Origin of the sequence: Arthrobacter sp. NPDC093125 (genome assembly GCF_044754225.1) — a bacterium.
GTDB lineage: Bacteria > Actinomycetota > Actinomycetes > Actinomycetales > Micrococcaceae > Arthrobacter.
Genome location: NZ_JBIVOQ010000002.1, coordinates 231,309 through 254,020, shown reverse-complemented (window position 1 = coordinate 254,020; position 22,712 = coordinate 231,309). Strand labels below are relative to the sequence as shown.

The window sequence follows — 22,712 nt, the reverse complement described above, 5'->3', positions numbered from 1 at the left end:
CTTATGTGCTGGTCGGCGTAGTGGAGCGTAGCGCACCTGAAATGGCTCCGGTCCGATCTCAATGAGAGGATGAGGGCATGAGTGACCATATCCGTGCTACACAGCTCTTTGACTGCGCCGACGTCGGTAAGACGATCGTCGACGCCGGTGTCCGGCTAGGAAAACCCTGGAGGATCATCCAGGGTCCCTGGACCCGTGGAGGCACGAAGGCTGCGTATTACCGGTTCCGTCTGGAGCAGGTAGCCGCCTACCCGCGCACGCAGCTGTGGCATGTCAACATGGGCGGACGGGCGAAGTGGGCGCGGGGCACCTTTTCCCGCCCTTACGCCTTGACTCTTCACGGCACCGACATTCGGGAGAGCTACTGGCAGGACCAGCATCACCGAGTAATCAAAGAAGACATCGACCGCGCTGGCCAGGTTTGGTACACGACTCCCGACTTGCGTGAGAAGGCTGAGCAGGCACGGTCCGATGCTGAATACCTGCCAGCTCCGGTGGATATGGATGAGCTTCCTGTCTGGACCCCGGCGGTGAAACCCAGAGTCCTTTTCCCGTCGCGGTGGGACGGTTCCAAAGGAGGGGATGCTTTGCTGCAGACTGCAGCCGACGTCGTGTCAGCCGTGGGCAACTCCGGGGACGTGGATATTGTGGGACTTGACTGGGGCGATCGTGCTCCGGAGGCTGCCGCACTCGGCATCAAGCTCCTGCCGAAGATGGCCAAGGCCCTCTACCTGCGGGAACTCGCCACTGCCCACGTCGCCGTCGGGCAGGTGACAGGCGTCTTGGGGCTGAGTGAGCTGCAGGCGATGGGAATTGGAGTGCCATTGATTTTTGCTGACCCCGTGGACGAGTACCTCGATGGGCAGGCGGTGGTAGGAGTTGCGCGGTCCGAGGTTGCCCAGGCGGTGCGTGAGAGTCTGAGCGCTCCAGTGGCGCTCTCCCGCAAGTTGGGCGGTCCCGCTTACGTGTCGCGGGTCCACAGTCCAACCGCCCTTATACCCAAATTGGAAGCGGGTTACGCCAAAGTGCTGGACGCCGCCGCATGACCAAGCCGCATCTGCTTTATGTTGCCTATGCTTTCCCGCCCAGCACCGCCTCCTCCGTCTACCGCTGCACGGCGGTGGCGAATGCCTTCGCCCAGGACGGTTGGGACGTAACTGTCCTCACCGTAGACCCAGAGGTCTGGTCCGAGATTTCGGGAGTGGACGAGAAGCTGGCGGAATCCGTCAACCCGGGCATTCAGGTGGTCACAGTGGACGACGGGGGCGCCGAGGAGGCCGCCAAGGGCGACCTTCGCCGCTACCCGCGCTTCAGGATCGAGGCTCCCTACCTGTGGAAGGAAGTATTGCGCCGCCGCAGCCGCCGGGCCTTTCCGGAGGATTTCCACGGTGCCTGGCTGGAGCCGGCCACGAAGGCGGCCCGGAGCATCCATGCAGTCAAACCGGTCAACCTGGTCATGGCCTCGGCCATGCCCTATGTGTCGTTTGGGGTTGCCCGGGCGCTGGACGGCGTCCCGTACGTCATGGACTACCGTGACGCGTGGGCCTTCAACACGATCAGCGGGGAGGAAGACTTTCGCCCCGGTAGTTCCCTCGGACAGCGTGAAGCCGAATATCTGCAGGACGCTGTGCAGGTCTGGTTCGTAAATAACCAGATCAGAGACGAATACGCGCGGCGGTATCCTGAGTCCGCACATCTGATGCGTGTGGTGGCCAACGGCTTCGACCCCCAGCCTGGCCACGCCAGGCCGGTCGCGCGGGCAACGGAACGCCCGAGCTTTGGTTATCTGGGCACACTCCAATACGTGAATATGCCGCTTCAGGAGTTCGTGGACGGCTGGGGTGCTGCCTTTGGGCCCGGTAGCGGGCGGGCGGAGGCGGTCTTCCGAGGAAAACTGAGCGCGTCAGGAGCCGCAAGCGCGGAAGTTCTCCAAGTCTTCGGAACGGAGAGCGACAACGGCCTTCGCTACGACGGGCCAATCTCTAAGCGCGACGTCGCCGGGTTCTACCGAAGCATGGATGCCCTGATTCTCCTGCTTTCCAGCGGAAGATATGTGACCGGCGGCAAGACTGCCGAGTATTTGGCTACGGGGCTTCCGATCGTTTCCGTCCATGACATGGAGAACGCTGCAACTGACCTCCTCCGGGACTATCCGCTTTGGTTCCCGGCAAAGGAGCTTACACCGGACGGGATCGCGAATGCGCTCCGTGATTGCGCGGCAGCCCTGAAGGATCCGGACGAGAAGCGTTGGGCCGCTGCCTGGGACTATGGGCAGCAATTCCTCCGCACCAAAATGCTGGAACCGGTTATTGATGAGCTGCGCGGAATAGCTGGCTACGGTTCGGGACGTTCATTGCCGGCCAGCTCCGAAGAAAGGACTCAGGCGTGACTTCCGACAAGGCACTGCACCTGACCTTCGTCGTCGGACGCACTAAGCATCCGCAGTCGGTCATCGATGATCTGTGGAAGCGTGCGTCAGGTGTGGTGGAAGCGGCAGCGGTCGAGGGAACAGCGGTCTACATGGACGACGGCGGGTCTACGGTGACGATCGGGGACAGCCGCCTGAGTGTCGTGGCGCTGGCAAAGCCAAGGCCGGGGCCCTTTACCGCATTGCTGTCATCCGCAGCCCGGAAGTCCGGGCCAGTTGGAATTGCCGGGCGGCTGCTAACGGATAACTTGGAATCGCGCCGGGTGGCGCGGGCAGTGGCCGGACGGTCGGACTTACAGGAGACGTTCCGCAAATCCGACATTATCGTGGCGGCAGACCTCACCGCAGACCGTTCCGTGTGGCAGCTGCAAAAGCTCACCGATGCCCGTCTGGTGCACGGTCCAGTAGCTATGCTGCACGTGCTGAGGCAGGTAGTTCGAAAGTAACCGTCCGCCGTTTCGCGATGAGCCCGTCACATGCAGCCTGTGGAATACTTGACGGGTGAGTCGAACCTGGATAGTCATACCCATGTACAACGAAGCTTCCGTCGTCGGCACTGTCATCGAGGGGCTGAGGGAAGTCTTCCCCCACGTTGTTTGTGTCGACGATGGCAGCACTGACGGCTCCCAGGACGTGGCGCGGCAGGCAGGCGCCGTGGTTGTCCAGCACCCGGTTAACCTGGGTCAGGGTGCGGCGCTGCAGACCGGCATCGAGTACTCGCTCCAGGATCCGGAGCTGGACTGCATCGTCACCTTCGACGCCGACGGCCAGCACCGCGTCGCTGACGCGCTGGCGATGGCCGACAGGATTCGATCCGGCGAGGCCGACGTCGTCCTCGGCTCCCGGTTCCTCGATGACCGCACAAAACTGTCGCCGCTGAAGCGGCTGGTGCTGCGGACGGCCGCCGTGCAGTCGCGGCTATCGACCGGCATGGCCCTGACCGACGCACACAACGGCCTCCGTGCCTTCAGTCCTACGGTTGCCCGTCGCATCGACCTGCAGCAGAACCGCATGGCTCACGCCTCCGAACTTATCCATCAGCTTGCCGAGATGAATCCGCGCTGGGTCGAACACCCGGTGGAGATCATCTATACGGACTACTCGAAATCTAAAGGCCAGTCGTTGCTGAACTCGGTCAATATCGTCGCTGACCTCTTCTTTAGGTGAAATTGTGCAGATCATTGTTCAGGTAGCCCTCGTCCTTGCCGTCATCATCGTGTCGTTGGCACTGATGCGCGGTGGCTCCAACGCCAGGCACCTCGCCATCCGGCGCATAATGCTGGTTCTATTCGCCTGCGTGGCCGCGCTCTCCATTTTCTTCCCCGAGTTGCTGACGCGCGTGGCACGGGTACTCGGCATTGGCCGCGGAACCGACTTGGTGCTGTATGGACTCATCGTGAGCTTCATGGTCTTCATGGCCACCACGTACCAGCGGTTCCGCCACATGGAATCCACCCTGACCAAGCTCTCCCGGAGAATCGCCCTGGATGAGACACCACCACCGGGCAAGGACGAGTCCCTTCGGAGCCAAGGAGTGGAGCCTGACCGACGCCTGACGCCGCCGGCGCAAGGAGGACAATGACGTCCGCCCTAGCCGGAACCATCGAGACCGCCCCAAGGACCGCAAATAAGAGCTCTCGGGAGTTCGGGCTGGACATACTGCGGATTGTGAGTATCTGCGGTGTAGTCGCTATCCATGTGTTCGGCTACCTGATAGGGCGTGCCCCCCGGGGGAGCCGTTCATGGCTGGTTGCAGTGATTATTGACATCGGTTTCGTTTGGGTAGTCCCGGTGTTCGTCATGATCTCCGGTGCCCTTATTCTTGGATCCAGGATGGCAACGGAGAGTCCTGCCCGCTTCTACCGCAGGCGCGCGTTGCGGCTCGTTCCGGCGATTATCGCCTGGCACCTTATCTATCTCATCGGTGTGCGGATCTGGATGCGCGGCGAAGAGCTCCCCCTACCGCGCATCCTGCAGATGCTGGTTGACGGTTCTGTATTCACTCAACTCTATTTCCTGTGGCTCATTGCCGGTCTCTACCTTGTGGCGCCAGTGCTGGGAGCTTTTCTGCGGGGTGGAGGCAGGGGGCGCGCCGCAATCGCAGCAGCTTCGTTCCTGACAGCGGCCCTGGTGTACTACTCGATTCCCGGCATCTTGGGACTCTTGGGCATTTCCCGCCCCATTCATCTCAACTTTCTGACGCACTGGATGCCCTATGTTGGTTATTTCCTGGCTGGGTATGCACTCAGGGGAGTCCGCCTAAGTGGAGCACGACTGGCAGTAGCCGCCCTCGCCACGCTGTGCCTCATCGGACAGCTGATTTGGCAATATGCCCACAAGGGGCAGTTTCCAGCGTTGGACGCCGTTCTGCCTGTCTCCTACGTTGGGCTTGGGGTGGCCCTGGCGGCTTTGGGGACCTTCACCGTTACATTATCGTTCGCTACGAAATTGGCTCCTGTGCGTACGGCACCGCTCGTCTTGGCGCTATCAAATGCAGCCTTCGGCGTGTTCTTGGTCCACTTGGTCGTTTTCGAAGCAATCAGGTTGAATTGGCCTGCGGTAGCGGTTGGAAAATCTTTCCCAGTCATCTTTGTCGCTTTCGCGGCCACACTTGCTTGCAGCTTCGGAATTTCCTTGCTTGCCCGAAGGGTTCCCGTCCTCCGCAGAATTTTCTGAAGCGCTGATGATTCCGGGCCGTCGTGGTCCTGGTGAAGTCCGGGCCTGGCAAGACGTCTGGGATAATTGACGGCATGACTGAACTGCCCTCGCTGTTGATCCTGACCTTTTCACCCATCCGATCGGATCCCAGGGTCCTCAAGCAGGTTGAGCTGTTCAAAGGCAAGTATCGTGTTTCCACCTGCGGCTATGGCAGTGCCCCGGAAGGAGTCGATAGCCACTACGCCCTGCCGGATGATTCCCGTGGTTGGTCTTCCGACAAGGTCGGCCTCCTGACGCGCCGCTATCCTCGGGTCTACAACGGGATGACCGCCGTGTCGGCTGCGCGCAGTGTCCTGCCCAGGGACGAATTCGATGTGGTTCTGGCCAACGATCTGAACACGCTGCCCCTCGCCTTGGAACTTCAGCCCCGGCTCGGCGTCCACGCAGACCTTCACGAGTTTGCACCCCGAGAGAAGGAGGCGGATCCTAAATGGCGGCTGGCGGTAGCCCCGTTCATGCGGTGGCTGTGTCGTCGCTACCTGCCCTTGGCGTCTTCCGTGACGACCGTGTCCCAGGGCATTGCCGAGGCCTACGCGAGGGATTACGGAATCTCTGTAGACGTCGTCACAAATGCCGCACCCTACACTGCAGGGAAGGCACAGCCAGTTGGCCCAACGCTGAGACTGGTTCACAGCGGGGCTGCCCAGCGCTACAGACAACTCGAGATGTTGGTTGAGGCTATGACGGACGCACCCGACTGGCTCACTTTGGACATGATTGTCATGCCAAACGAACCTGACTACCTGGAGGAGCTCAAGAACCTCGCTGTCGGTGTGCCCGCGGTTCGTTTCCGTGAGCCTGTTCCCTACACCGAGCTTGTGAAGACAATGAGCGAGTACGACGCTTCGATCGTGTTTTTCCCCCCTACGACGTTCAATTTGGAACACACGCTGCCTAACAAGTTCTTTGAGGCAGTTCAGGCACGCATCGGCCTGATCACAGGACCGAGTCCGTCCATGGTGCCCCTGATGGAGCAGTATGGGCTTGGAGCGGTGACAGCTGATTTCACTGCAGCATCGTTGCGGGAAACGCTGCACGGCCTGACGGCTGAGAAGATCTCCGAGTGGAAGCGGGCGGCGGACGCCGCCGCCCGGCCGCTCTCGGCCGAGTCCCAGGTGCTGGCTTGGCAGGCAGCCGTTGAGGGCATCGTGAAGTCGCAGCCGGCGCGGGCTTAGTAACCCTTCCGGACTGCACAAGCTAGCAAGACAAAAAGGCGGCTCCCCGCGAACTGCGGTAGCCGCCTTCTGTCTTAAGGAACGATCAGCCTGCGGAGGTGGACGAGACAATCGACGCCGTCCCCAGGGTACCGGCGGTGAAGGCGGCGCCCCAACGGCTTCCGGCTACCACCGGGTAGTATTTCAGCTGCCCGGTGGGCTGGACCGCGAGTATGCCTTTGCTGCCACTGGCGGCAAAATTCGCAGCGGCAGAATACTGGCGGAATGATTGCCAGCTTGTGCCAACGGTCTTGCGGGCTTCCGGGATGAACCGGGTGGTGCCGTTGGAGCGATAGAGCCTCATGGCGCCGGCGGAGTCGACGGCCAAGAGGTCCTGCCGGCCGTCGGAGTCGAAGTCGATCATGGCTATCTTGAGGCCTGACCAGGCGGTTCCGATCCGGACGGGAGCGCTCAACGTCCGGCCGGTCGGGTTCGCCCAGTAGTACAGCGTTCCGTCGGCAGCGTAGCCCACCAGCCCCGGGTACCTGGACCCGGAAACCCATTTGCCCGTGACCAAGGCGCCCTGGGTGAATCCTCCTGCGGCCACAGTGAAGGGCGTGGCGAACCCGCCCGCCGCCGAGCCTGGATAAACGGACAGGGTGCCGTCAGGCTTTTGGGCTAGGACGTCGGGGACTGCGTCGCTGTTCCAGTCCACGACATGTAACGACCTCATGCCTGACCAGCCGAGCCCGATTTGGTACGCGCTGCCGAGGGAGGAATTACCGGCAGGCCGGTTCCAGAGTCCGCCACTGGAGTCCACGGTGAGCACATCCGTGGTGCTGGTGATGGCGCGTTCCGGCACCAGGAGGCCGCTGCCCGAGATCAGGAGACCGTTCCAACCGGAGGGCAGCACTGACTTGGCACCTAAGGTCCCCGCTGCGAGTGAATGGTAGCTCAACTGTCCCGTGCGGTCGCGTGCGAGAAGCCCATTGGAACCGGTGGCCGTGAAGTCCCGGGCTGGGCTGATGCTGTTCATGGTGTTCCACCCGGTGGCTATCTGCTTCCGGGTCTCGGCGATGAACTTTCCTGTGCCATCCGAGCGATACAGCGACATCCGTCCGAGGTAGTCAACGGCCACAATGTCCTGGTTGCCGTCGCCGTCGGCGTCTGCCATTGACACGTCTGTCCGGGCGAATCCTGCGGAGAGCATGGTCGCTGGAGCGAGGGCTCCGCCTGATGTATTGGCGTGGAAGCGGACCGTGCCGTCGGACGTGCGTATAAGCAGGCCAGGGAACTTGGATGCCTTGAGCCAGGGGCCGAACGTGACATCAGCGCCAGACAGGCCGGACTCGATAGTTGTCTCCGCGGCAAAGCCGCCGCCGGACAGCCCAGCGTGGATTCCAAGTGTCCCTGAGGTGCTGAGGGTGGCCAGGTCCTGGATGCCGTCCCCGTTCCAGTCAGTGACATGAACGGATGCAAGGCCTGTAAAACCCGTGCCAATCTTGCTGGCTGCACCCAGGGATCCAGCGTTGGCGGACCGGCGATAAAGATTTCCAGCGGGATCGACCGTGACGACGTCCGCTGCGGTCTGGATCGACGGATTTGCCGGGGCCGTAGGGGTTCCGGGGTCCACGTTGACCGTCTCACCACCGGAGATGAGATATCCGTTCCAGCCGTTGCCGACGTCGAGGGGCTGTCCCCACGAACCGGTCCCCGTCAGCGGGTAATGCCGCAGGCTGCCGTCGGCGGAGCGTGCCATCAGGCCCGTCGAACCGTAGCCGGTAAAGCCGTTGGAGACGCTGACGCTGGTCATCATGTTCCAGCCGTTGCCTACGGTGCGCCGGGCTTCGCTGATGAAGCCGCCGACTCCGTTCGAGCGGAACAAGCGCAGGGCGCCGCCGGCGTCCTGCGCCAGCAAGTCCTGGTGTCCGTCGCCGTCGAAGTCGACCATGGTCACGTTGAGGCCGGCCCAGCCCTGCCCGATCTGGCTGCTGCCGCTGAGGCTGGTGCCGGAGTTGGTGGACCAGAGGCGCAGCCCGCCCGCGGCGTCGCGGCTGATGATCTGCGGGTAGCGGCTGCCGGTGATCCAGTGGCCGATGCTCAGTTGGTAGTCTTCCCAGCCGGCAGAGGCGAGAACCGGGCCGGCCGAGAAGCCCCCACCGGGGGCGCCCAGATAGACGTTCACCTTTCCCGATGTCCACTGGGCGACGACGTCCAGGACGTTATCCGAGTTCCAGTCCACGGCCTTTATCGACCGCAGGCCCGTCCAGCCTTGGCCTATCTGGCGGCGGCCTGCCAGCGAGCCGCTTCCGGTTGCCGGGTAGACCCAGAGTGCGCCCGCGGCGTCAGCGGCGACGACCGCGGCTTCGGACGGTATCGAGGGTGTAGGTACCGTCGCGTCGGCCACGGAGGCAAAGCGCCGGAGCGAGGCAAGGTCCCCGTTCCAGATGTTGGAATCGCCCGCGAAGGGGCCTGTGCTGCTGTACTGCCAGAAACTGTAGTTACTCCATCCCGGGGGCAGCGCGCCGGGCGATGACGACGGAGCGGAGGGATAGGCCGCGATCCAAAGCGGGTACTTTCCAAAGGAGGCGGAACTTCCCGTGCAGCGCTTCCACCAATCGGTGGTCGTGTAGATCACGGGGTACCGTCCCGTCAGGGAGCGTACCGTGTTGCCGAACTCGGCGATCCAGGCCACCATCTTGGAGCCGGCCATGTTGTAGCAGGTGTCCCCGAAATAGAAGCCGTTGATGGTCCGGCCGGCGTAGGGGTTGTATTCGATGTCCAGCACCGGTGGGAGCGTGGAGCCATCAGCCGTCCACGCCCCGCCGTTGGCGACGAAATAGCGGGCCTGGTCGGCACCGGATGACCAGTTCGGGATGGCGAAGTGGTAGGAACCGCGGAGCATGCCGACAGCCCGGGAGCCGTTGTATTGCTGGGAGAACTGCTCGTTCAGGTAGTAGTTGCCCTCGGTGGCCTTAACGTAGGCGAAGCGCGAGCCCTGGTTCCACTGCCCCTGCCAGTCCACCGTTCCCTGATAGGCGCTGACGTCTTGTCCTGCGACACCGAAGGAGGGGCGCCAGTGCCCCGGGTCGAAGGCTTGGGCGGACATCCGGCCGGTATCTTCGGTCTGGGTGCGGAACGGGGCAGCTGCTTCTTCGCTGGCTGCCTTCTGTGGAGAGCCTTCGCCCATCGCCGCCCCGCCGGCCGGGATGGCCTCACGCATGGCGCTCTTCATCGACTCGGAGGACCCGGGATCACTCTCATTGGCAGGCTGCTGCATCCTGGGTGCCAGGGTTGCGGTGTCTGCCTGAACAGCTGCTGGGGAGCCGGTCGCCAACGCGAGGGCGAGAACGGCTGCGCACACAGACACGAGAGCTCGACGCGGACGCTTACTGCTCGCAGATGCATCGTGTGGTTGGCGGGGAAGGTCCATTGGGAGACTCCTGAACCAAGATAGACCCCAGACAACGGTCCCGGGTTCGCATTCGTTTGTAATTCCGACAGATGCTGCTGTCTGGCAGCGCCCGCTTGAGGCCTATCTACCGTAACACCGATGTGACAAATGTGGTTAATGGTGCAGATGTGATAGGAGAAAGCAACGTTAATACCGTGAGCGTGTGTCTCCTGGACGAGGCCATAGACTTGTGGCCATGAAGGTTTTGGTCACCGGCGGCGCCGGCTACATCGGATCGCACACCGCACTTTGTCTGCTGGAGGACGGGCATGAGGTGGTGGTGCTCGACAATCTGATGAATTCCAGCGTCGAGGCCGTCCGCCGGGTGGAGGAACTCACCGGCAAATCCGTGGAATTCCGCGAGGGTGACCTGCTTGATGCTGCTGCCGTGGATGGGGTATTCGCGGAAGGCGGTTTCGACGCCGTCATCCACTTCGCCGGCCTGAAGGCGGTGGGGGAGTCCGTCGAGAAGCCGCTGTGGTACTACAAAAACAACGTCGTAGGCACACTGAACCTTCTGGAGAGCATGGAAAAAGCCGGTGTCCGCCGGCTGGTATTCAGCTCCTCCGCCACCGTGTACGGTGCGTCCGAGCACGTGCCCCTCATCGAAAAGTCGCCGCTGGACGCCACCAACCCGTATGGCCGGACCAAGGAACAGATTGAGGACATCCTCTCGGACCTCAGCGAGGCCGACCCCCGCTGGAGCGTGGCACTGCTTCGCTACTTCAACCCGGTGGGCGCGCACGAGTCCGGACGCATAGGGGAAGACCCCCGCGGCATCCCCAACAACCTGCTGCCGTTTGTGGCGCAGGTGGCGGTGGGCCGCCGGGAGAAGGTGATGGTTTTCGGCAACGACTACCCGACGCCGGACGGCACGGGCGTGCGGGACTACATCCACGTGATGGACCTTGCCGCAGGCCACCTCGCTGCCCTCCGTTACCTCGAGACCAAGACCGGCTCCTTCCGCTGGAATCTGGGCACCGGCCGGGGTTCGTCGGTTCTGGAAGTCATTGAGGCGTTCGGCGCCGCCGCCGGGCACCCCATCCCCTACGAATTCGCGCCCCGCCGTCCCGGCGACGCAGCCGTCAGCTATGCCGACGCCTCCGCCGCGCTCGCCGACCTGGGCTGGTCCGCGCACCGGGACCTTGCACAGATGTGCCAGGACCACTGGCGCTGGCAAAGCTCCAACCCGTTCGGCTACGCCGGGCAGGAGTAGCCCGTCGGCGTTCTTGGCGCGGACTGATTTATCCACACCTTTGTCCGTTTTGCTTTCCCCGGAGCACGCCATCCCATAGCTTTAACCCAATCGGACTGCCTCCGCTGGGGGCGGCAGTCACCTGGGGGAGCTCATGGATGCCGTACGGATAGTCGAAGACGAAGTCCGGGAACTGATCCGCAGGCGTGGTCTCGATCCGTTGCGGCAGACTGTCGAGGTCCGGCGGCTGGTGGATGCAGCAGTAAGCGACTACGACGAGCGGGCCCTCATGGGCCCGCTTCCGCCGCTTGGGCCTCTTGATTCGGCGCGCAGGTTTGTCTTCGATGCTGTCGCCGGCTTCGGTGCACTGCAGCCTTTGCTGGATGATCCCAACATTGAGGAAATCTGGCTGAATGCGCCTGTCAACATGCCATACATGTTGCATAGGCGACATACTCTTATTGCATGAGTTCTAAAGTGCAGGCCTGCGGCATCTACGCCCGCATCTCATCGGATGATGGATCCGCCCTCGGTGTTGCCAGGCAGATCGACGACTGCACTAGGGAAGCAGAGCGGCGCGACTGGAAGCTGGCCGAGGTGTTCACTGACAACGACGTGAGTGCAACGAAATCCAAGCGCAGGCCAGAGTATGAGCGGCTGCTGCAGGCGATCGAAACGGGCGGTATAGACGCAGTTATTGTGTTCGATGTTGACCGACTCACGCGCACCCCCGCGGAGCTGGAACGCTTTATCGACCTAGCAGACCGGCATCACATCGCCCTTGCCTCCATCGGTGGGGAAGTGGACCTAGCAACGCCACAGGGGCGCCTCACGGCCCGTATTAAGGGCAGCGTGGCTCGGCATGAGGTAGAACAGATGTCGCGCCGTCTAAAGCGCAAATTCCAGGAGAACGCGAAAGAGGGGAAGCCTCACGGCGTTACCCCGTTCGGTTACCGCCGCGAGCACATCATTGACGATCAAGGAAGGAACGCCGGCTACCGGGAAGTCATCGACCCTGTCCAAGCTGAGGCGGTCCGCGAGCTATACCGTATGGTCATCGCCGGCCAATCACTGCGGAGCCTCGCCAAGTACATGACCGACAGGGGATTCAAGACGAGTCGCGGCAACGACTTCGCGGGCAACGTGATCGGCAACATGCTCCGGAACCCCCGTTACGCCGGACACCGGACCCATGAGAAGCAAATCATCGGGACAGGCAACTGGGAACCGATCGTCAGTCAGGACACCTTCGATCAGGCCTTCGCCATCCTGACTACACCAGGGCGGCGGCACTCCCGCGGACTCGAGGCCAGATACTTGCTCTCAGGGATCGCCATTTGTGGCCGTGAAGGCTGCGGCGGCGTGCTGCGTCCCAACGTCCACAAGCCGCGCCCGGACGGTAAGCAGCGGAGCTCGGCCTATGTATGCCCTCGCTGCATGAAACTCACGCGGCGGATGGACCCCGTTGACGAGCTGGTGAATGACTTCATGGTTGCATACCTGACGAAGTTCAACCTGCGCTCCACTGCCACAGATAAGCCTGACGCTCTACGCTCCGCCCAGGAAGCCCGTGATGCCGTCCTAGCCCGTATGGATACCCTCGCGGATAGTTTTGCGGTGGGGGAGGTCACGGCGCGGCAGATGGCGCGCATCAACGAACAGCTACAGGTGCAGCTCGAGGCAGCGGAGCGTGACATTGGAAGGTTGCAGCCTAACCGGATTCTTCATGGCATGACCGGGCCAGGAGCTGCGGCGGCATGGGAGGCGACCACGATTGAGCATAAGCGGACGATTATCCGCAGCTTATTGAAGGTCACTATCCTGCCCAGTGGACCTGGCGTTAAGTTCGCGGACGATCAGGTTTTGATTGAACCACTGGCGTAACAAATAGCTCAGATTGCGTAACACAGCCGACGGAGCCATCGCAACGGTGTGATTTGTGTCACAGTTCCTTGACTCTCAGCCTGTGGAATATGAGCTATGAGCGTTACTTTTGGTTACCAGATCCTGTTCATGCAACATGCGCTTTTCTTGCCCTGGGGGAGGTGGGATCAGATCCCCCTATCTCCAAGCCGAACCCGCGAAATTAAAGGGAATCGGTTAATACGGCTGTTGACGGGAAGCCCTCATACATGCGCGGACACGCCCAAATTTGGGCAAGTCGACACGCCGCAAACCGGGTAACCAGGAGTAGCAATTACGCCTGTGGATAGAGCCTCCGCGCCTGTGGTGATGCGGCCCCGAGGGGGTCTTTCCAGTGTCGGACCTGTACTGGATAGTGGGAACTGAAGAAGGGGATCGTTAAGCGCAAAAAGCCGCCACTCCGTTGCAGGGAGTGGCAGCCGGTGCCGCGTGAACCTCTTCATGTCAACTCACCCTTTAACGGGCTAGGTACTCACTAAGGAGTTTTCTTTGGCTCACGCTTATCCAGACCCGCGCTCATACGGGCTAGACACTGGAACTCTACCGTCCCCCTCGCAGGCCAGTCAAGCAGCCGCCAAGCGCGCAGCTTACATCGACTCCATCCTCGCAGACTGGCCAGAACCCTCCCCGCAGCAGGAACGCACCATCGGAGCACTGCTCGGCGGCGGCGGCATGTCAGTAGCCACGTACCAACACTGGGAAATTCGGGCCCATATCTTACACACGGAGACGCCTGGCAAATTTGGCTACTTCGATGAGGTTGCCGCGTGACCCCGGAGGAATGGGAAACGCGGGAAGTCGCCCTCCACGAGGCGAAACTGGCACTAACAACCACGACCGTGAACCCCGTACTCAAACTGCGCCGGCTAAGCGAAATGAAAACGCCGCCCGCTACAAAATGGCTGGGCCGCGGATGGCTTCCCCGCAGCGAGATAACCGTACTCGTAGGCGAAGAAGGCATTGGCAAGTCTCTCTTTTGGGTTCGGATGGCAGCAAACATCACAACCGGGCGCGCAGATAAGTCAATCAACATGCCAGCGCGGAAACCGGCAGATGTGGTTGTTATCGTCACCGAAGACTCAACCGGCGAAGTTTTGGCCCGACTCAAGTTGGCAGGTGCTGATATCGACCGCGTGTTTGTGTTCAGCGCAGAGGAAGACGGCAGCGGAAACCCGGTGTTTGGGAACGCCATGAACGGCGACATGCTCACACTTGACGCAATGCTCTCCCAAGAAAGCATCGAGCCCGCGCTAGTGGTGGTAGACGCCTGGGTGGACACGGTATCCGGAAGCCTCACCCTCAAGGACTCCCAGCAAGCCCGACAGGCTATGCACCCGTGGAAGATCCTCGCCCAGCGTCATAACGTCGCCGTGCTGCTGCTGACTCACACAAATCGACTCAATACCGCCAACACTCGGGACCTAATGGGCTCGACCGCCGTTTTGCGGCAAAAGGCACGCATGGTCCTCTTTGCGGCTCGTGCTCGCACGGACCGGGAATCCAGCATGCAGCATCTTTGGGTTGGGCCGGATAAGTCAAACGTCACAGGGATAGCTAATGCACTGAAGTTCAACGTCACAGTCGAACAGGTTCGGGCCCAGTCGGACGATGACCCCGGCACGACAGCGCACCTCACGGCACCATCTGACGCGTGCATGACAATCCGGGACCTTATCGGGGAGTGGAAGCGCGAAGAAATCGAAGCGGAACGGAAGCCGACTAGAAAGGACTCCGTCCGCGAAGAACTCGTCAGCTACGTAACCTCACGCGGCGGCACAGTTCCGAGTAAGGAACTCACCGCGCACCTCGAAGGGCTTGGCTTCGGCAAGAGCAGTATCGAGCAAGCCAAGAAGGAATGCGGGCATACCGCCAAGTCGGGTTTCGGCGGGGCCTGGGTATTCAGCCTTCCCAGCCAGTCCACTGACCAACTCACTAGTGGATCCATAACTAATGGGATTAGTGCGTTTAGTGCCTTTAGTGAGAATGACGCTAATAGTGCCGTCGAAGATCCTATTCTCCCTAAACCCACTAACTCCCTAAGTAGTAGTGAGTTGAGTAGTGAGTTGACTTGCCCGCTGCACCCCACCCCGAAACCCAACATTTGCTTTACGTGCGACCAGCTAAGGACAGCAGCATGACCGATACTCAGCCCTCTCACTACTCGGAATGGCGTCGGCTCGCTAACTTGCGCCAGGGCATCATCGCGAGGCTCGACAGGAAGGTCAGCAGGCTTGAGGCCGAGAACCTAGCCCTCCGAACCTCACTGGCGTCGGCCACCACCCGATTGGCGCTTTATGACCAGAGGGAGGCCGCGTGAACAAGGAAGACCTCGAGAAGCTCTGTGACGCTCTGAAGGCCAAAGCCCTCCACGAACAGGCGCTGAGGCGCCGCTGGCAGCAACGGGCACAGGACCTCGAGAAGCTCCTCGCCATTTACGAAGGCGGCGACCAGTGACCCGCTCCGCAGAGAGCTACGAGTCGGAGATCCGCTATTGGCGCGATATGTGCCTACGCATGAACCAGAAGCTCCAAGCCCTGGATAACACCCCCGAAACCCACACCGACAGAGGGCTCCACCCCGATCCCACGGGCAACAGGGCAAGCAACCGAGTAGACCGCCAACGCCGCAAGAAAAGGAGCTAACACATTGAGCTATGACCCATACAAAAACACCGATAGCTGGGACCTCATGGCCCAAGTCGCCCTGTGGCGCGAGCGAGCCATCCACCAGGCAGAGCGTGCCGAGCGATTCAAGGCGCTCGCAGAAGCGTGCCGGACCGGCACTCCACTGACCAAGGCGCCCAAGTGAACGGCGGCAAAGAGTTCTTCAGGTCCCGCCGGGACATGTACGGGAAGAACTACGACATGGGGCAGAAGCTCCGCGTCATACCCGCGGCCATCTCTCACGACACCGGCGCGACACCGGGCGTAGCGATCTACTCGGGCACCTTCCTGATGGCAGCCATCACGGCTGAACATGCGTGGGCTCTCGCCGACAAGCTCGCCGATGTTCTTGATGCCCTTCAGCAGGACGCGGTTTGACCGGCGAGCAGGGACCGAGGAAGACCTCGGCACAGCGGGCGGTGGACATGGCCGGCAGCCTCATCACGTCGATTGCGGATGAGGACGGGAAGCAGGCAAGCTCCACGCTGAAGCGGATCACGCGCCAGCGGATGCAAGACCGGGTGCTCATCGTCCTCGCTGTAATCGCAGCCGGTGCCCTCAAACAGATCCACGGTAACCAGTGGAAAGACCACGTCACAGACTTCCCGGACAACCTCGAACAGAAGCAGCCATGACAACGACACGGCCAGCAACGGCCTATGTTCACGGCGTCAACGGCCCAGTGGTTGTCATTCCGGCAAGGGTGTGCGCCTGGCTCGAGCGTCACGCGAAGCTGAACGAGGTACGGATCCAGGAACGGGGCGCCGATCCCGAGGTGGACGCAGTCCTCGTGGCGCTGCGGCTCGCTGCCCTCACCTGGCGGACTACCGCAACCGGAACCCCAGTGGCGGCAAAACCGGAAGTGGCCCCAGACTTAAATCAGTGGCTCAGTACGGGCCAAGCCGCTGACAGGCTCGGAATCACAGACCGGGCCGTCCGCCTCGCCATCCAAGAACAACGCCTCCACGCGACCAACGTCGCCGGCAGATGGCGGATAACTCGAGAAGATTTAGAACATTTCAGCGCCGCCAAGAACGCGGCCACCGCAGCATAGGAGACAACATCATGGGACACCTCACCGGATCCAACACCCCGCAGGCCCAAAAGGCCATGGCGCTCATCGGCGAGCACAACCGCACCGCCGACTACATCCGCAACAACAAGAACCTCACCCCCGAGGGGCAGCGGAAGCAGATCGCCGCCAACTACCTTCAGTACAAGCGTCAGATCACCGCCCTCGAAGCCGAAGACAAGGCAGCACGGGCCAGCAAGGCCGACTCGTTGCGGCGTTCACTGTTCGGGCTCAGCGGAAGCAGCGACGCGAACGCGACCATCAGCTACCGAGACGCTCAGGACCGTGTATCTGCGATCAAGGACGAAGCCCAGGCCCTCGAGTTGCTGGACCGGGCAGACCTGTCGAACGATGAGATCCTCACCAAGGCCATCGTCGGCAAGGCGGCGGAAGCCGGCTGGGGCAACCTCGTCAACAACTACACCGCCAAGCACCCCTACTACGGGTCCAAGCTTCAGGAACTCGCCAATCTCCACAACCAGGAAACCAGCATCGAGGGCGTCATGAACCACGCGATGAGCTACACCCTCAGCGCCCCGGCTGAAATCGCACGCCACAGCGAAGGCATGATCGAAAGTCTCGCCGCCGAAGCCTAACCGGATAGTTGAAGGCCCCGTTGGGATGAGTCTCACTGGGGCCTTCAACCGCCTACTCCACGGGAGGCAGCTGCGTGTACCCCTGATGCTGAGGCTGCATGTGAGGCTGCGGTGAGTAGTTCTGAGGGAACTGCTGATGGGCTTGCTGCGGGGCAGGAGTTGGCTGGTGTGAAGGCTGACCCTGCCTTGAAATGAGGTTAGAAAACGCCGCAGGCAAAGAATCAATGATCAGCAAGGCGCGGCGGGCACCGACACACATCATGACCAGACCAGCTACTGACACGGCGAAACTAACGAAACCCATGCCCGCAGCCCCGGCACCTGCACCAGAAGACGCCGAACCAGAGATTCCCGCGGCAATGACAGCGAGCAGCGCCCCGGCTATAGAGGTAACAAGACCCGCTACAAAGATCCCGGCTGATGGTTTGAAGTTCATGATTCCCCCTCGTTCAAAACGAATATAAAGCGCCAGAATATGGCACCAAACCCGAATAACAGAACATTTCAGGTCCAGCCGACTAACGACACATACGCAGCCCGCTCATGGCGGGCTTTTTCATGCCCAGACACACCCGAACACCCACAACAAAAAGCCAACAGTCTCACGTGTACCGGGACCCTACAGGCCGAATCGCGGGAAGGGTCGCAATAGTACGCGAGCGACAGGTAGGGGATCGCCCCTCCCCACCCGGCCTGTACTGCCCATGGCTTAGTCACGGCTGCTCTGCCCACGGCTGTATGAATCGGCTTTGTACGGCCCTCTGTGGCGTTGTAAGCCCTTGTTTTCGGAGAATGGGCGGGAGTCCGCCCTGCAATTTTGAATTGATTTGTGGCCTTTCTGAGGCCTTTTGAAAGGACTTGTTTTATGACGCAGAGAACCCCGAATGGGTTAGGTTCCGCGGGTAAGAAGCTGTGGTCTACGGTCACGGATGCTTTTGACCTTGGGGAGCATGAGCTCTTGGTGCTGCTCGAGGCGTGCCGGACGGCGGACACCCTGAATGAACTAGAGGATGCACGGAAGTCTGAGGGCAGCGTCATTGATTCTCCGCATGGGAAGAAGGCTCACCCTGCGGTTGTAGAGGCCAGGCAGCAGCGGCTCGTTCTGGCGAAGCTCCTGGCCTCGCTGGCGATCCCCGCGGAGGTTGCCGAGTGATCCCGAAACGCAAAGCCGTAACGGATGTGCCGGCGAACCTTGCCACCTTTGACCCGGCTGGTTGGGATTCGGTGCTGGATTGGGTGGTTTCCCGCCGGGCCCACTTCGCCCCGGTGGCGGTGTCGGATCCTGGCCGATGGGTTGAGGCGACTGCTGAGTCGCACCGTGTGATGGCCGCGGTTCTGCGGCGTGGAGAACTGGATTAGGGGGTAATCGAATGGCGAAGGATCCGAGGAATGACCGGCATTACCGGGAGCTGCGGGACAGATTAAAGCGTAAGAGCGCCCGCGAGGGGGCACCCTGCCACATCTGCGGGCACCCGATTGACTACCTGCTGAGCTACCCGAGCCCGATGGCGTTCCAAGCAGACCATGTTGAGGCTATCGCCGCTGGCGGGCACGTCTACGGCGAATTAGCACCCAGTCATGCTGCCTGTAATGGGCGGCGGCAGGCTAAACCCCTGGACGAGACAAAGAAGACGTTTGGGAAATTGAAGACTTCGAGGGAATGGTGAGTGTGAGGATAGGTTCTCAGAGGCCGCGTATCGAGCTGATACCACCCGCGGCGTATGACGCCGGGTTGGAGGCTATCGAACTGGCCCGAGTAGCCGGGTTGAACCTAGATCCGTGGCAGCAGCACGTCCTGAAGGGCTCCCTCGGGGTCCGTGAGGACGGGAAATGGGCTGCGCCGTCAGTCGGGCTAGTTCTTGGGCGTCAGCAGGGCAAGTCTGTAGTCCTGGATGCACGGCAGCTCGCAGGTCTGTTCATCCTGAATGAGCGTCTTGCTATCTCGAGCAGCCAGGAATTCAAGACAACCAGCGAGTCCTTCCGCCGCATCATGGGCCTTATCGAGGGCACACCTGAACTGGACGCAAAAGTCTCCAAGGTGTTCACTAGCCACGGTTCGGAGGGTATCGAGCTGAAAAACGGGAACCGCCTTAGGTTCATCGCTCGTTCCGCGAACTCTGGACGCGGGTTTAGCGCCAGTGCCATCTATCTGGATGAGGCGTATGCCCTGACTCAGGGGCAGATGAGTGCACTTTTGCCGAGTATGGCGGCGCAGACGATGACTGGGAATGTTCAGCTTTGGTTTGCTAGCAGCGCCGGCATGGCGAACAGCGAGGTCCTTGCGTCGCTGCGTGAGCGTGGCCGTAACCCGTTGTCTGAGGGGCTGACCTATTTCGAGTGGTCGGCGGCTGATGATGTCTCCTCGGATGACGTGGACGCTTGGTATCAGGCGAACCCGGGCCTTGGGGTGCGGATCTCTGAAGACCATGTAAGGACTGAAATGGCGACTCTCGGCGATGAGGAGTTCCGCCGTGAACGTCTCTCGATATGGGCAAAGCTCGGCGGGGAGTCTGTCATTCCGGCTGGTGTGTGGGCTGAGGCTTTCAATGAGAAGGCAAAACCGGGCAAGTCTGTTGCGTTCGCCGTGGATGTACCGCCGGGCAGGGAGTCGGCTACTATCTGCTCCGCGTCTTACCTCGAGGACGGGAGGATTCACTTTGAGGTTGTGGACCGCCGTGAGGGTACGTCATGGGTTGCTACCCGGCTTGCTGAACTCAAGGAGAAGTGGAAGCCTGTAGCGATTGTTGTGGATGCAGGTTCCGCGGCTGGGGCTTTGCTGCCTGATCTGCAGCGGGCGCGTCTCCGTACCAAGCAGATCAGTCTTCGCGACTACGCGCAGGCGTGCGGCTCGTTCTATGACACGGTGATGCATGGCAAGGCCAGCCATCCGGGCGAGCCTGTTCTTGATGAGGCTGTGGACGCGGCACGGCAAAAACACATTGGCGAGACGGCGTTTTATTGGACGCGGAAGAACGTTGTCTCGGACATTTCCCCACTCGTGGGATGCACCGGCGCACTCCACGGCCTGCAATCCAAAGCCCGTAGAGGCGGATCAACCCCCAGGGGGCGCATCCTGGTCCTTTAGGTCAAGTGATCGCTACATGCGACTCAATCCTTAAGGCGAGACCCCTTCCCGCTTGAGTAGCCTCTGTGCCCGAATGATCGCGCGCCTGTCTTCAGTGGATTTCACGTACCCAGAGGAGAACGGGTCTACCTGTGCGCACATCGCTAACATCAACGGCGTTGCATCACTCGAGTAAAGAAATTGGTCAATCGTCTCGTTCAGGGCTGGTAGATCGGAGGGAGATATGGTGACGGAAGGCTTCCGATGTTGAATCAACAGGCCGTTCATCACCAACAGCGCCGTCCTTTTGTTGCCGTCAAGGAAGAAACAATTACGTACGCCCAAGCAGTAGTACGCCAGAGCCCTTTCTGTGGGATCAGTGAGCGAGTTCAGAAACTCTTGAGCGATCTTAAATTCCAGACGGAGCTCATCGCCGCCGTCATCGTCGGGCGTGGGGCAGTATCCTCGGAAAAAGCCGGGTACGCCCCACGACACAGCCCCTTCCCCGCGAAATTTTCCGGGCTCATCGTCCGAATGCGCCATGGCAAGTTCGTGGATTTTGCAGACGGTTTCCTTGTCAAGCTTGAACGAAATACTGCTGTCAGCCGCACGCATCGCCTTGAGCCTTACATAGCGGAACGCCTTCAGCAGGTCCACTATCAGGTTGTGGTCCTGAAGCCGGCGCCCACCAACGGACATTCCCGAGTGAAGGATCTGTATCTCCGGGAGCGTAATCGGGTTTCCTGTTGCTGCCGAGATGTTCTGCACGTACCGGGGTGTTGCCTCTTCAAAGGATTCTCGGCCCGAGGGGGCCCCAGGTAATGAATCCGAGACTGAGCCCCAGTCCCAAGTGAACCCTAAAGCATCGAACTGTTGGTCGGGTGAGGTCATCCTTCAGGGTTTCCTTCAGTGGGTTCGTCGCCGACGCACGAGGGCGACAGTCGGCTCTTGTCGCGAAGATGTTGGCACGTTATCACGGGGCCACGTAGTGGAGCGGGTCAATTTGTCGAGCAGCCGAACACTTAGTGACTCCCGGTACGCCCAAGGGGACGGGCTCTGTATGCAGAAAGGCCCCGCTGCCGTCCTTTCGGCGGCCGCGGGGCTTCTCGTGCCTTTTGTTCGTCTATTTGTCGCAGGCGATGCCGTCACTGTCTCCATCGAGTCCGGCTCGGTAGCCTGGCTGTCCAGCCGTGATCGGCGCAGCACCTGCAGCCTTAGCCGCGGCGCAGTTTGCGTAGTAAGCGGCTGCGGGGGCAGGAGCAACAGGCGCGGCAGGTGCCGGTGCGGCAGGTGCTGGAGCCACGGGGGCGGCCGGGGCAGGGGCAGGAACAACAGGTGCGGCTGCGGCCGTCCGCGCGGGCTTGGCGGCAACGGGAGCCTTGGCAGCGGTAGGCACTAATTGACCCGAGCAGTCGGCAAGGATATCAGCCATCGCGTCGTGCTCAGCCTGCGTCACCCAGAGCGTGTAGGTAGCTTTCACCACGATCTGGCGGGCAACGTATTCGCAGCGGAAACCCTTATTGGGCGGCAGCCAGGTCGCCGCGTCGCCGTCCCCCTTCTTCATGTTTGTCGGACCGTCGGTCGCTTGCAGATTCAAAGGTTCGTTCGCAAACGCCGTGCGCTGCTCCAGAGTCAACTGCTGCGCTCCCTTTTGCCAGGCATCGCTGAGAGCAACTACATGGTCGATCTGCACGTCGCTGCTGGTCGCTGCACCGCGGAGGAAGCTGATCGTGGTGCCAGTGTAGGGGTCCGCCAGGATGCCAGTCTGAACTTTGCAGGGGACGGTGTTAGTGAAGGTGATGCTCGTTAGGTCGCGCTTAAGGGTGTCGTTCCTCGTGTCACAGCCATTACGATCAACATCCGACCACGCCTGACCGAAGAGATCCCGATCGTAGCCCGTCTTGGGTGCCCTGCCCTTGATCGGTAGTGTCGCCAAGAGGTCGAGAGCGTTTGTAGCGTAGGGCGGTTGTGACTTCGGTGCGTTAAATTTGGCTCCGGCAGCGAGCGGCGAGACGGTGTCCGGGTCCAGTGGGGATCCGGTCTCCGAGGGCGTAGGCGAGGGTGTGGCGGACGCTGATACTGAAGTTGTAGCGGCGCTCGTTGTGGCGGCGGCGGTTGCTGCCCTCTGATTTTCCTTCGCGGCGGCAGCCTCCAAGTCAGCAGCAGAAGGGCGTGGAAGGATTAGTCCCCCAACCACGAAAAGTACGAGGGAGCCGGCCACTACCACGGCTCCGGCCCTCCGTCCGCCGGGCACCCGTGCCCAAGATCGGCGGCCGGTCAACAGCACGTAGAGACCAGTTAGGACGGCGAACAGGGCGAGCGTCACCAGCGCACCCCCAAGACCGCCTGATGCATAGCCAAGAACTATGAGAAGTAAAGCCAGGCTGCTGACTATGAAGGTGGAGATCTTCGGTTTCCGCGGCAACTTGTGCCCGCTAACCGGAG

At 61.3% G+C, this 22,712-nt stretch carries 24 protein-coding genes and 1 pseudogene; 21 read left to right on the top strand and 4 right to left on the bottom strand.

The genetic code is table 11. The annotated features are described in order from the left end of the window. Window positions 1–77 precede the first annotated feature (77 nt). The 7 genes from ACIP9X_RS05710 to ACIP9X_RS05680 all read left to right on the top strand — a co-directional run bounded on the left by ACIP9X_RS05710 (window position 78) and on the right by ACIP9X_RS05680 (window position 6,321). On the top strand, window positions 78–1,046 hold the full coding sequence (locus tag ACIP9X_RS05710) for a hypothetical protein (RefSeq protein WP_400478760.1): 969 nt from the start codon (window positions 78–80) through the stop codon (window positions 1,044–1,046). Beyond that, window positions 1,043–2,389, top strand: a complete 1,347-nt coding sequence (locus tag ACIP9X_RS05705) for a glycosyl transferase (RefSeq protein WP_400478759.1) — start codon at window positions 1,043–1,045, stop codon at window positions 2,387–2,389. The genes ACIP9X_RS05710 and ACIP9X_RS05705 overlap by 4 nt, the downstream gene beginning before the upstream one ends. Beyond that, window positions 2,386–2,874, top strand: a complete 489-nt coding sequence (locus tag ACIP9X_RS05700) for a hypothetical protein (RefSeq protein ID WP_400478758.1) — start codon at window positions 2,386–2,388, stop codon at window positions 2,872–2,874. Before ACIP9X_RS05705 ends, ACIP9X_RS05700 begins: the two co-directional genes overlap by 4 nt. Window positions 2,875–2,956: 82 nt before the next feature. Continuing rightward, a complete protein-coding gene (locus ACIP9X_RS05695; RefSeq protein WP_400478757.1) occupies window positions 2,957–3,595 on the top strand; it encodes a glycosyltransferase family 2 protein in 639 nt (212 codons plus the stop codon). Between the two features lie 4 nt (window positions 3,596–3,599). After that, the gene (locus ACIP9X_RS05690; protein ID WP_400478756.1) at window positions 3,600–4,010 is read left to right on the top strand and encodes a DUF2304 domain-containing protein; all 411 of its coding nucleotides are present in this window, start codon (window positions 3,600–3,602) and stop codon (window positions 4,008–4,010) included. Next, window positions 4,007–5,104, top strand: a complete 1,098-nt coding sequence (locus ACIP9X_RS05685) for an acyltransferase (RefSeq protein WP_400478755.1) — start codon at window positions 4,007–4,009, stop codon at window positions 5,102–5,104. Before ACIP9X_RS05690 ends, ACIP9X_RS05685 begins: the two co-directional genes overlap by 4 nt. A 74-nt stretch (window positions 5,105–5,178) precedes the next feature. Next, window positions 5,179–6,321, top strand: coding sequence for a glycosyltransferase (locus ACIP9X_RS05680; protein ID WP_400478754.1), 1,143 nt, complete (start codon window positions 5,179–5,181; stop codon window positions 6,319–6,321). Window positions 6,322–6,406: 85 nt separating this feature from the next. On the opposite strand, the gene ACIP9X_RS05675 is transcribed toward ACIP9X_RS05680, so the two are convergent. Beyond that, entirely contained in the window at window positions 6,407–9,580 is a 3,174-nt protein-coding gene (locus ACIP9X_RS05675) for a GH25 family lysozyme (protein ID WP_400478753.1), read from the bottom strand. A 370-nt stretch (window positions 9,581–9,950) separates the two neighbouring features. Between ACIP9X_RS05675 and galE the strand changes: the two genes are divergently transcribed. From galE to ACIP9X_RS05615, 12 genes and pseudogenes are all read left to right on the top strand, one after another. Next, a complete protein-coding gene (galE, locus tag ACIP9X_RS05670; RefSeq protein WP_400478752.1) occupies window positions 9,951–10,970 on the top strand; it encodes a UDP-glucose 4-epimerase GalE in 1,020 nt (339 codons plus the stop codon). 133 nt (window positions 10,971–11,103) lie between these two features. Beyond that, a pseudogene (locus tag ACIP9X_RS05665) lies at window positions 11,104–11,370 on the top strand (CpaF family protein); the annotation flags it as partial. Window positions 11,371–11,414: 44 nt separating this feature from the next. Next, window positions 11,415–12,833 carry a recombinase family protein gene (locus tag ACIP9X_RS05660; protein WP_400478751.1) on the top strand — a complete coding sequence of 473 codons (1,419 nt, stop codon included), beginning with the start codon at window positions 11,415–11,417 and terminating at the stop codon, window positions 12,831–12,833. 806 nt (window positions 12,834–13,639) lie between these two features. Next, on the top strand, window positions 13,640–15,010 hold the full coding sequence (locus tag ACIP9X_RS05655; protein ID WP_400478750.1) for an AAA family ATPase: 1,371 nt from the start codon (window positions 13,640–13,642) through the stop codon (window positions 15,008–15,010). Beyond that, window positions 15,007–15,189: a hypothetical protein gene (locus ACIP9X_RS05650; RefSeq protein ID WP_400478749.1), complete on the top strand. Its 183-nt coding sequence runs from the start codon at window positions 15,007–15,009 to the stop codon at window positions 15,187–15,189. The genes ACIP9X_RS05655 and ACIP9X_RS05650 overlap by 4 nt, the downstream gene beginning before the upstream one ends. Next, complete coding sequence (locus ACIP9X_RS05645; RefSeq protein WP_400478748.1) at window positions 15,186–15,326, top strand: hypothetical protein; 141 nt, start codon at window positions 15,186–15,188, stop codon at window positions 15,324–15,326. Before ACIP9X_RS05650 ends, ACIP9X_RS05645 begins: the two co-directional genes overlap by 4 nt. Then, window positions 15,323–15,514: a hypothetical protein gene (locus tag ACIP9X_RS05640; protein WP_400478747.1), complete on the top strand. Its 192-nt coding sequence runs from the start codon at window positions 15,323–15,325 to the stop codon at window positions 15,512–15,514. Before ACIP9X_RS05645 ends, ACIP9X_RS05640 begins: the two co-directional genes overlap by 4 nt. Before the next feature lie 4 nt (window positions 15,515–15,518). Continuing rightward, window positions 15,519–15,680, top strand: a complete 162-nt coding sequence (locus ACIP9X_RS05635; RefSeq protein ID WP_400478746.1) for a hypothetical protein — start codon at window positions 15,519–15,521, stop codon at window positions 15,678–15,680. Then, window positions 15,677–15,913: a hypothetical protein gene (locus ACIP9X_RS05630; protein WP_400478745.1), complete on the top strand. Its 237-nt coding sequence runs from the start codon at window positions 15,677–15,679 to the stop codon at window positions 15,911–15,913. The genes ACIP9X_RS05635 and ACIP9X_RS05630 overlap by 4 nt, the downstream gene beginning before the upstream one ends. Further along, the gene (locus ACIP9X_RS05625; protein ID WP_400478744.1) at window positions 15,910–16,170 is read left to right on the top strand and encodes a hypothetical protein; all 261 of its coding nucleotides are present in this window, start codon (window positions 15,910–15,912) and stop codon (window positions 16,168–16,170) included. Before ACIP9X_RS05630 ends, ACIP9X_RS05625 begins: the two co-directional genes overlap by 4 nt. Then, a complete protein-coding gene (locus tag ACIP9X_RS05620) occupies window positions 16,167–16,589 on the top strand; it encodes a helix-turn-helix domain-containing protein (protein ID WP_400478743.1) in 423 nt (140 codons plus the stop codon). The genes ACIP9X_RS05625 and ACIP9X_RS05620 overlap by 4 nt, the downstream gene beginning before the upstream one ends. A gap of 11 nt (window positions 16,590–16,600) precedes the next feature. Further along, entirely contained in the window at window positions 16,601–17,203 is a 603-nt protein-coding gene (locus tag ACIP9X_RS05615; protein ID WP_400478742.1) for a hypothetical protein, read from the top strand. A gap of 52 nt (window positions 17,204–17,255) precedes the next feature. Here ACIP9X_RS05615 and ACIP9X_RS05610 read toward each other — a convergent pair whose 3' ends face one another. Then, window positions 17,256–17,639, bottom strand: a complete 384-nt coding sequence (locus ACIP9X_RS05610; RefSeq protein ID WP_400478741.1) for a hypothetical protein — start codon at window positions 17,637–17,639, stop codon at window positions 17,256–17,258. 429 nt (window positions 17,640–18,068) lie between these two features. Between ACIP9X_RS05610 and ACIP9X_RS05605 the strand changes: the two genes are divergently transcribed. Next, the gene (locus ACIP9X_RS05605; RefSeq protein WP_400478740.1) at window positions 18,069–18,356 is read left to right on the top strand and encodes a terminase; all 288 of its coding nucleotides are present in this window, start codon (window positions 18,069–18,071) and stop codon (window positions 18,354–18,356) included. A 579-nt stretch (window positions 18,357–18,935) separates the two neighbouring features. Continuing rightward, the gene (locus tag ACIP9X_RS05600; RefSeq protein WP_400478739.1) at window positions 18,936–20,288 is read left to right on the top strand and encodes a hypothetical protein; all 1,353 of its coding nucleotides are present in this window, start codon (window positions 18,936–18,938) and stop codon (window positions 20,286–20,288) included. A 30-nt stretch (window positions 20,289–20,318) separates the two neighbouring features. On the opposite strand, the gene ACIP9X_RS05595 is transcribed toward ACIP9X_RS05600, so the two are convergent. Together ACIP9X_RS05595 and ACIP9X_RS05590 are read right to left on the bottom strand one after the other, a co-directional pair. Next, a complete protein-coding gene (locus ACIP9X_RS05595; RefSeq protein ID WP_400478738.1) occupies window positions 20,319–21,158 on the bottom strand; it encodes a Fic family protein in 840 nt (279 codons plus the stop codon). A gap of 232 nt (window positions 21,159–21,390) precedes the next feature. Continuing rightward, entirely contained in the window at window positions 21,391–22,203 is an 813-nt protein-coding gene (locus ACIP9X_RS05590; RefSeq protein WP_400478737.1) for a DUF1524 domain-containing protein, read from the bottom strand. Between the last annotated feature and the right edge of the window lie 509 nt (window positions 22,204–22,712).

Coding starts and splice junctions, on each gene's coding strand:
- ACIP9X_RS05710 (WP_400478760.1), top strand. CDS start 78: ATGAGTGACCATATCCGTGCTACACAGCTCTTTGACTGCGCCGACGTC.
- ACIP9X_RS05705 (WP_400478759.1), top strand. CDS start 1,043: ATGACCAAGCCGCATCTGCTTTATGTTGCCTATGCTTTCCCGCCCAGC.
- ACIP9X_RS05695 (WP_400478757.1), top strand. CDS start 2,957: ATGTACAACGAAGCTTCCGTCGTCGGCACTGTCATCGAGGGGCTGAGG.
- ACIP9X_RS05685 (WP_400478755.1), top strand. CDS start 4,007: ATGACGTCCGCCCTAGCCGGAACCATCGAGACCGCCCCAAGGACCGCA.
- ACIP9X_RS05680 (WP_400478754.1), top strand. CDS start 5,179: ATGACTGAACTGCCCTCGCTGTTGATCCTGACCTTTTCACCCATCCGA.
- ACIP9X_RS05675 (WP_400478753.1), bottom strand. CDS start 9,580: ATGCAGCAGCCTGCCAATGAGAGTGATCCCGGGTCCTCCGAGTCGATG.
- galE (WP_400478752.1), top strand. CDS start 9,951: ATGAAGGTTTTGGTCACCGGCGGCGCCGGCTACATCGGATCGCACACC.
- ACIP9X_RS05660 (WP_400478751.1), top strand. CDS start 11,415: ATGAGTTCTAAAGTGCAGGCCTGCGGCATCTACGCCCGCATCTCATCG.
- ACIP9X_RS05650 (WP_400478749.1), top strand. CDS start 15,007: ATGACCGATACTCAGCCCTCTCACTACTCGGAATGGCGTCGGCTCGCT.
- ACIP9X_RS05620 (WP_400478743.1), top strand. CDS start 16,167: ATGACAACGACACGGCCAGCAACGGCCTATGTTCACGGCGTCAACGGC.
- ACIP9X_RS05615 (WP_400478742.1), top strand. CDS start 16,601: ATGGGACACCTCACCGGATCCAACACCCCGCAGGCCCAAAAGGCCATG.
- ACIP9X_RS05610 (WP_400478741.1), bottom strand. CDS start 17,639: ATGAACTTCAAACCATCAGCCGGGATCTTTGTAGCGGGTCTTGTTACC.
- ACIP9X_RS05605 (WP_400478740.1), top strand. CDS start 18,069: ATGACGCAGAGAACCCCGAATGGGTTAGGTTCCGCGGGTAAGAAGCTG.
- ACIP9X_RS05595 (WP_400478738.1), bottom strand. CDS start 21,158: ATGACCTCACCCGACCAACAGTTCGATGCTTTAGGGTTCACTTGGGAC.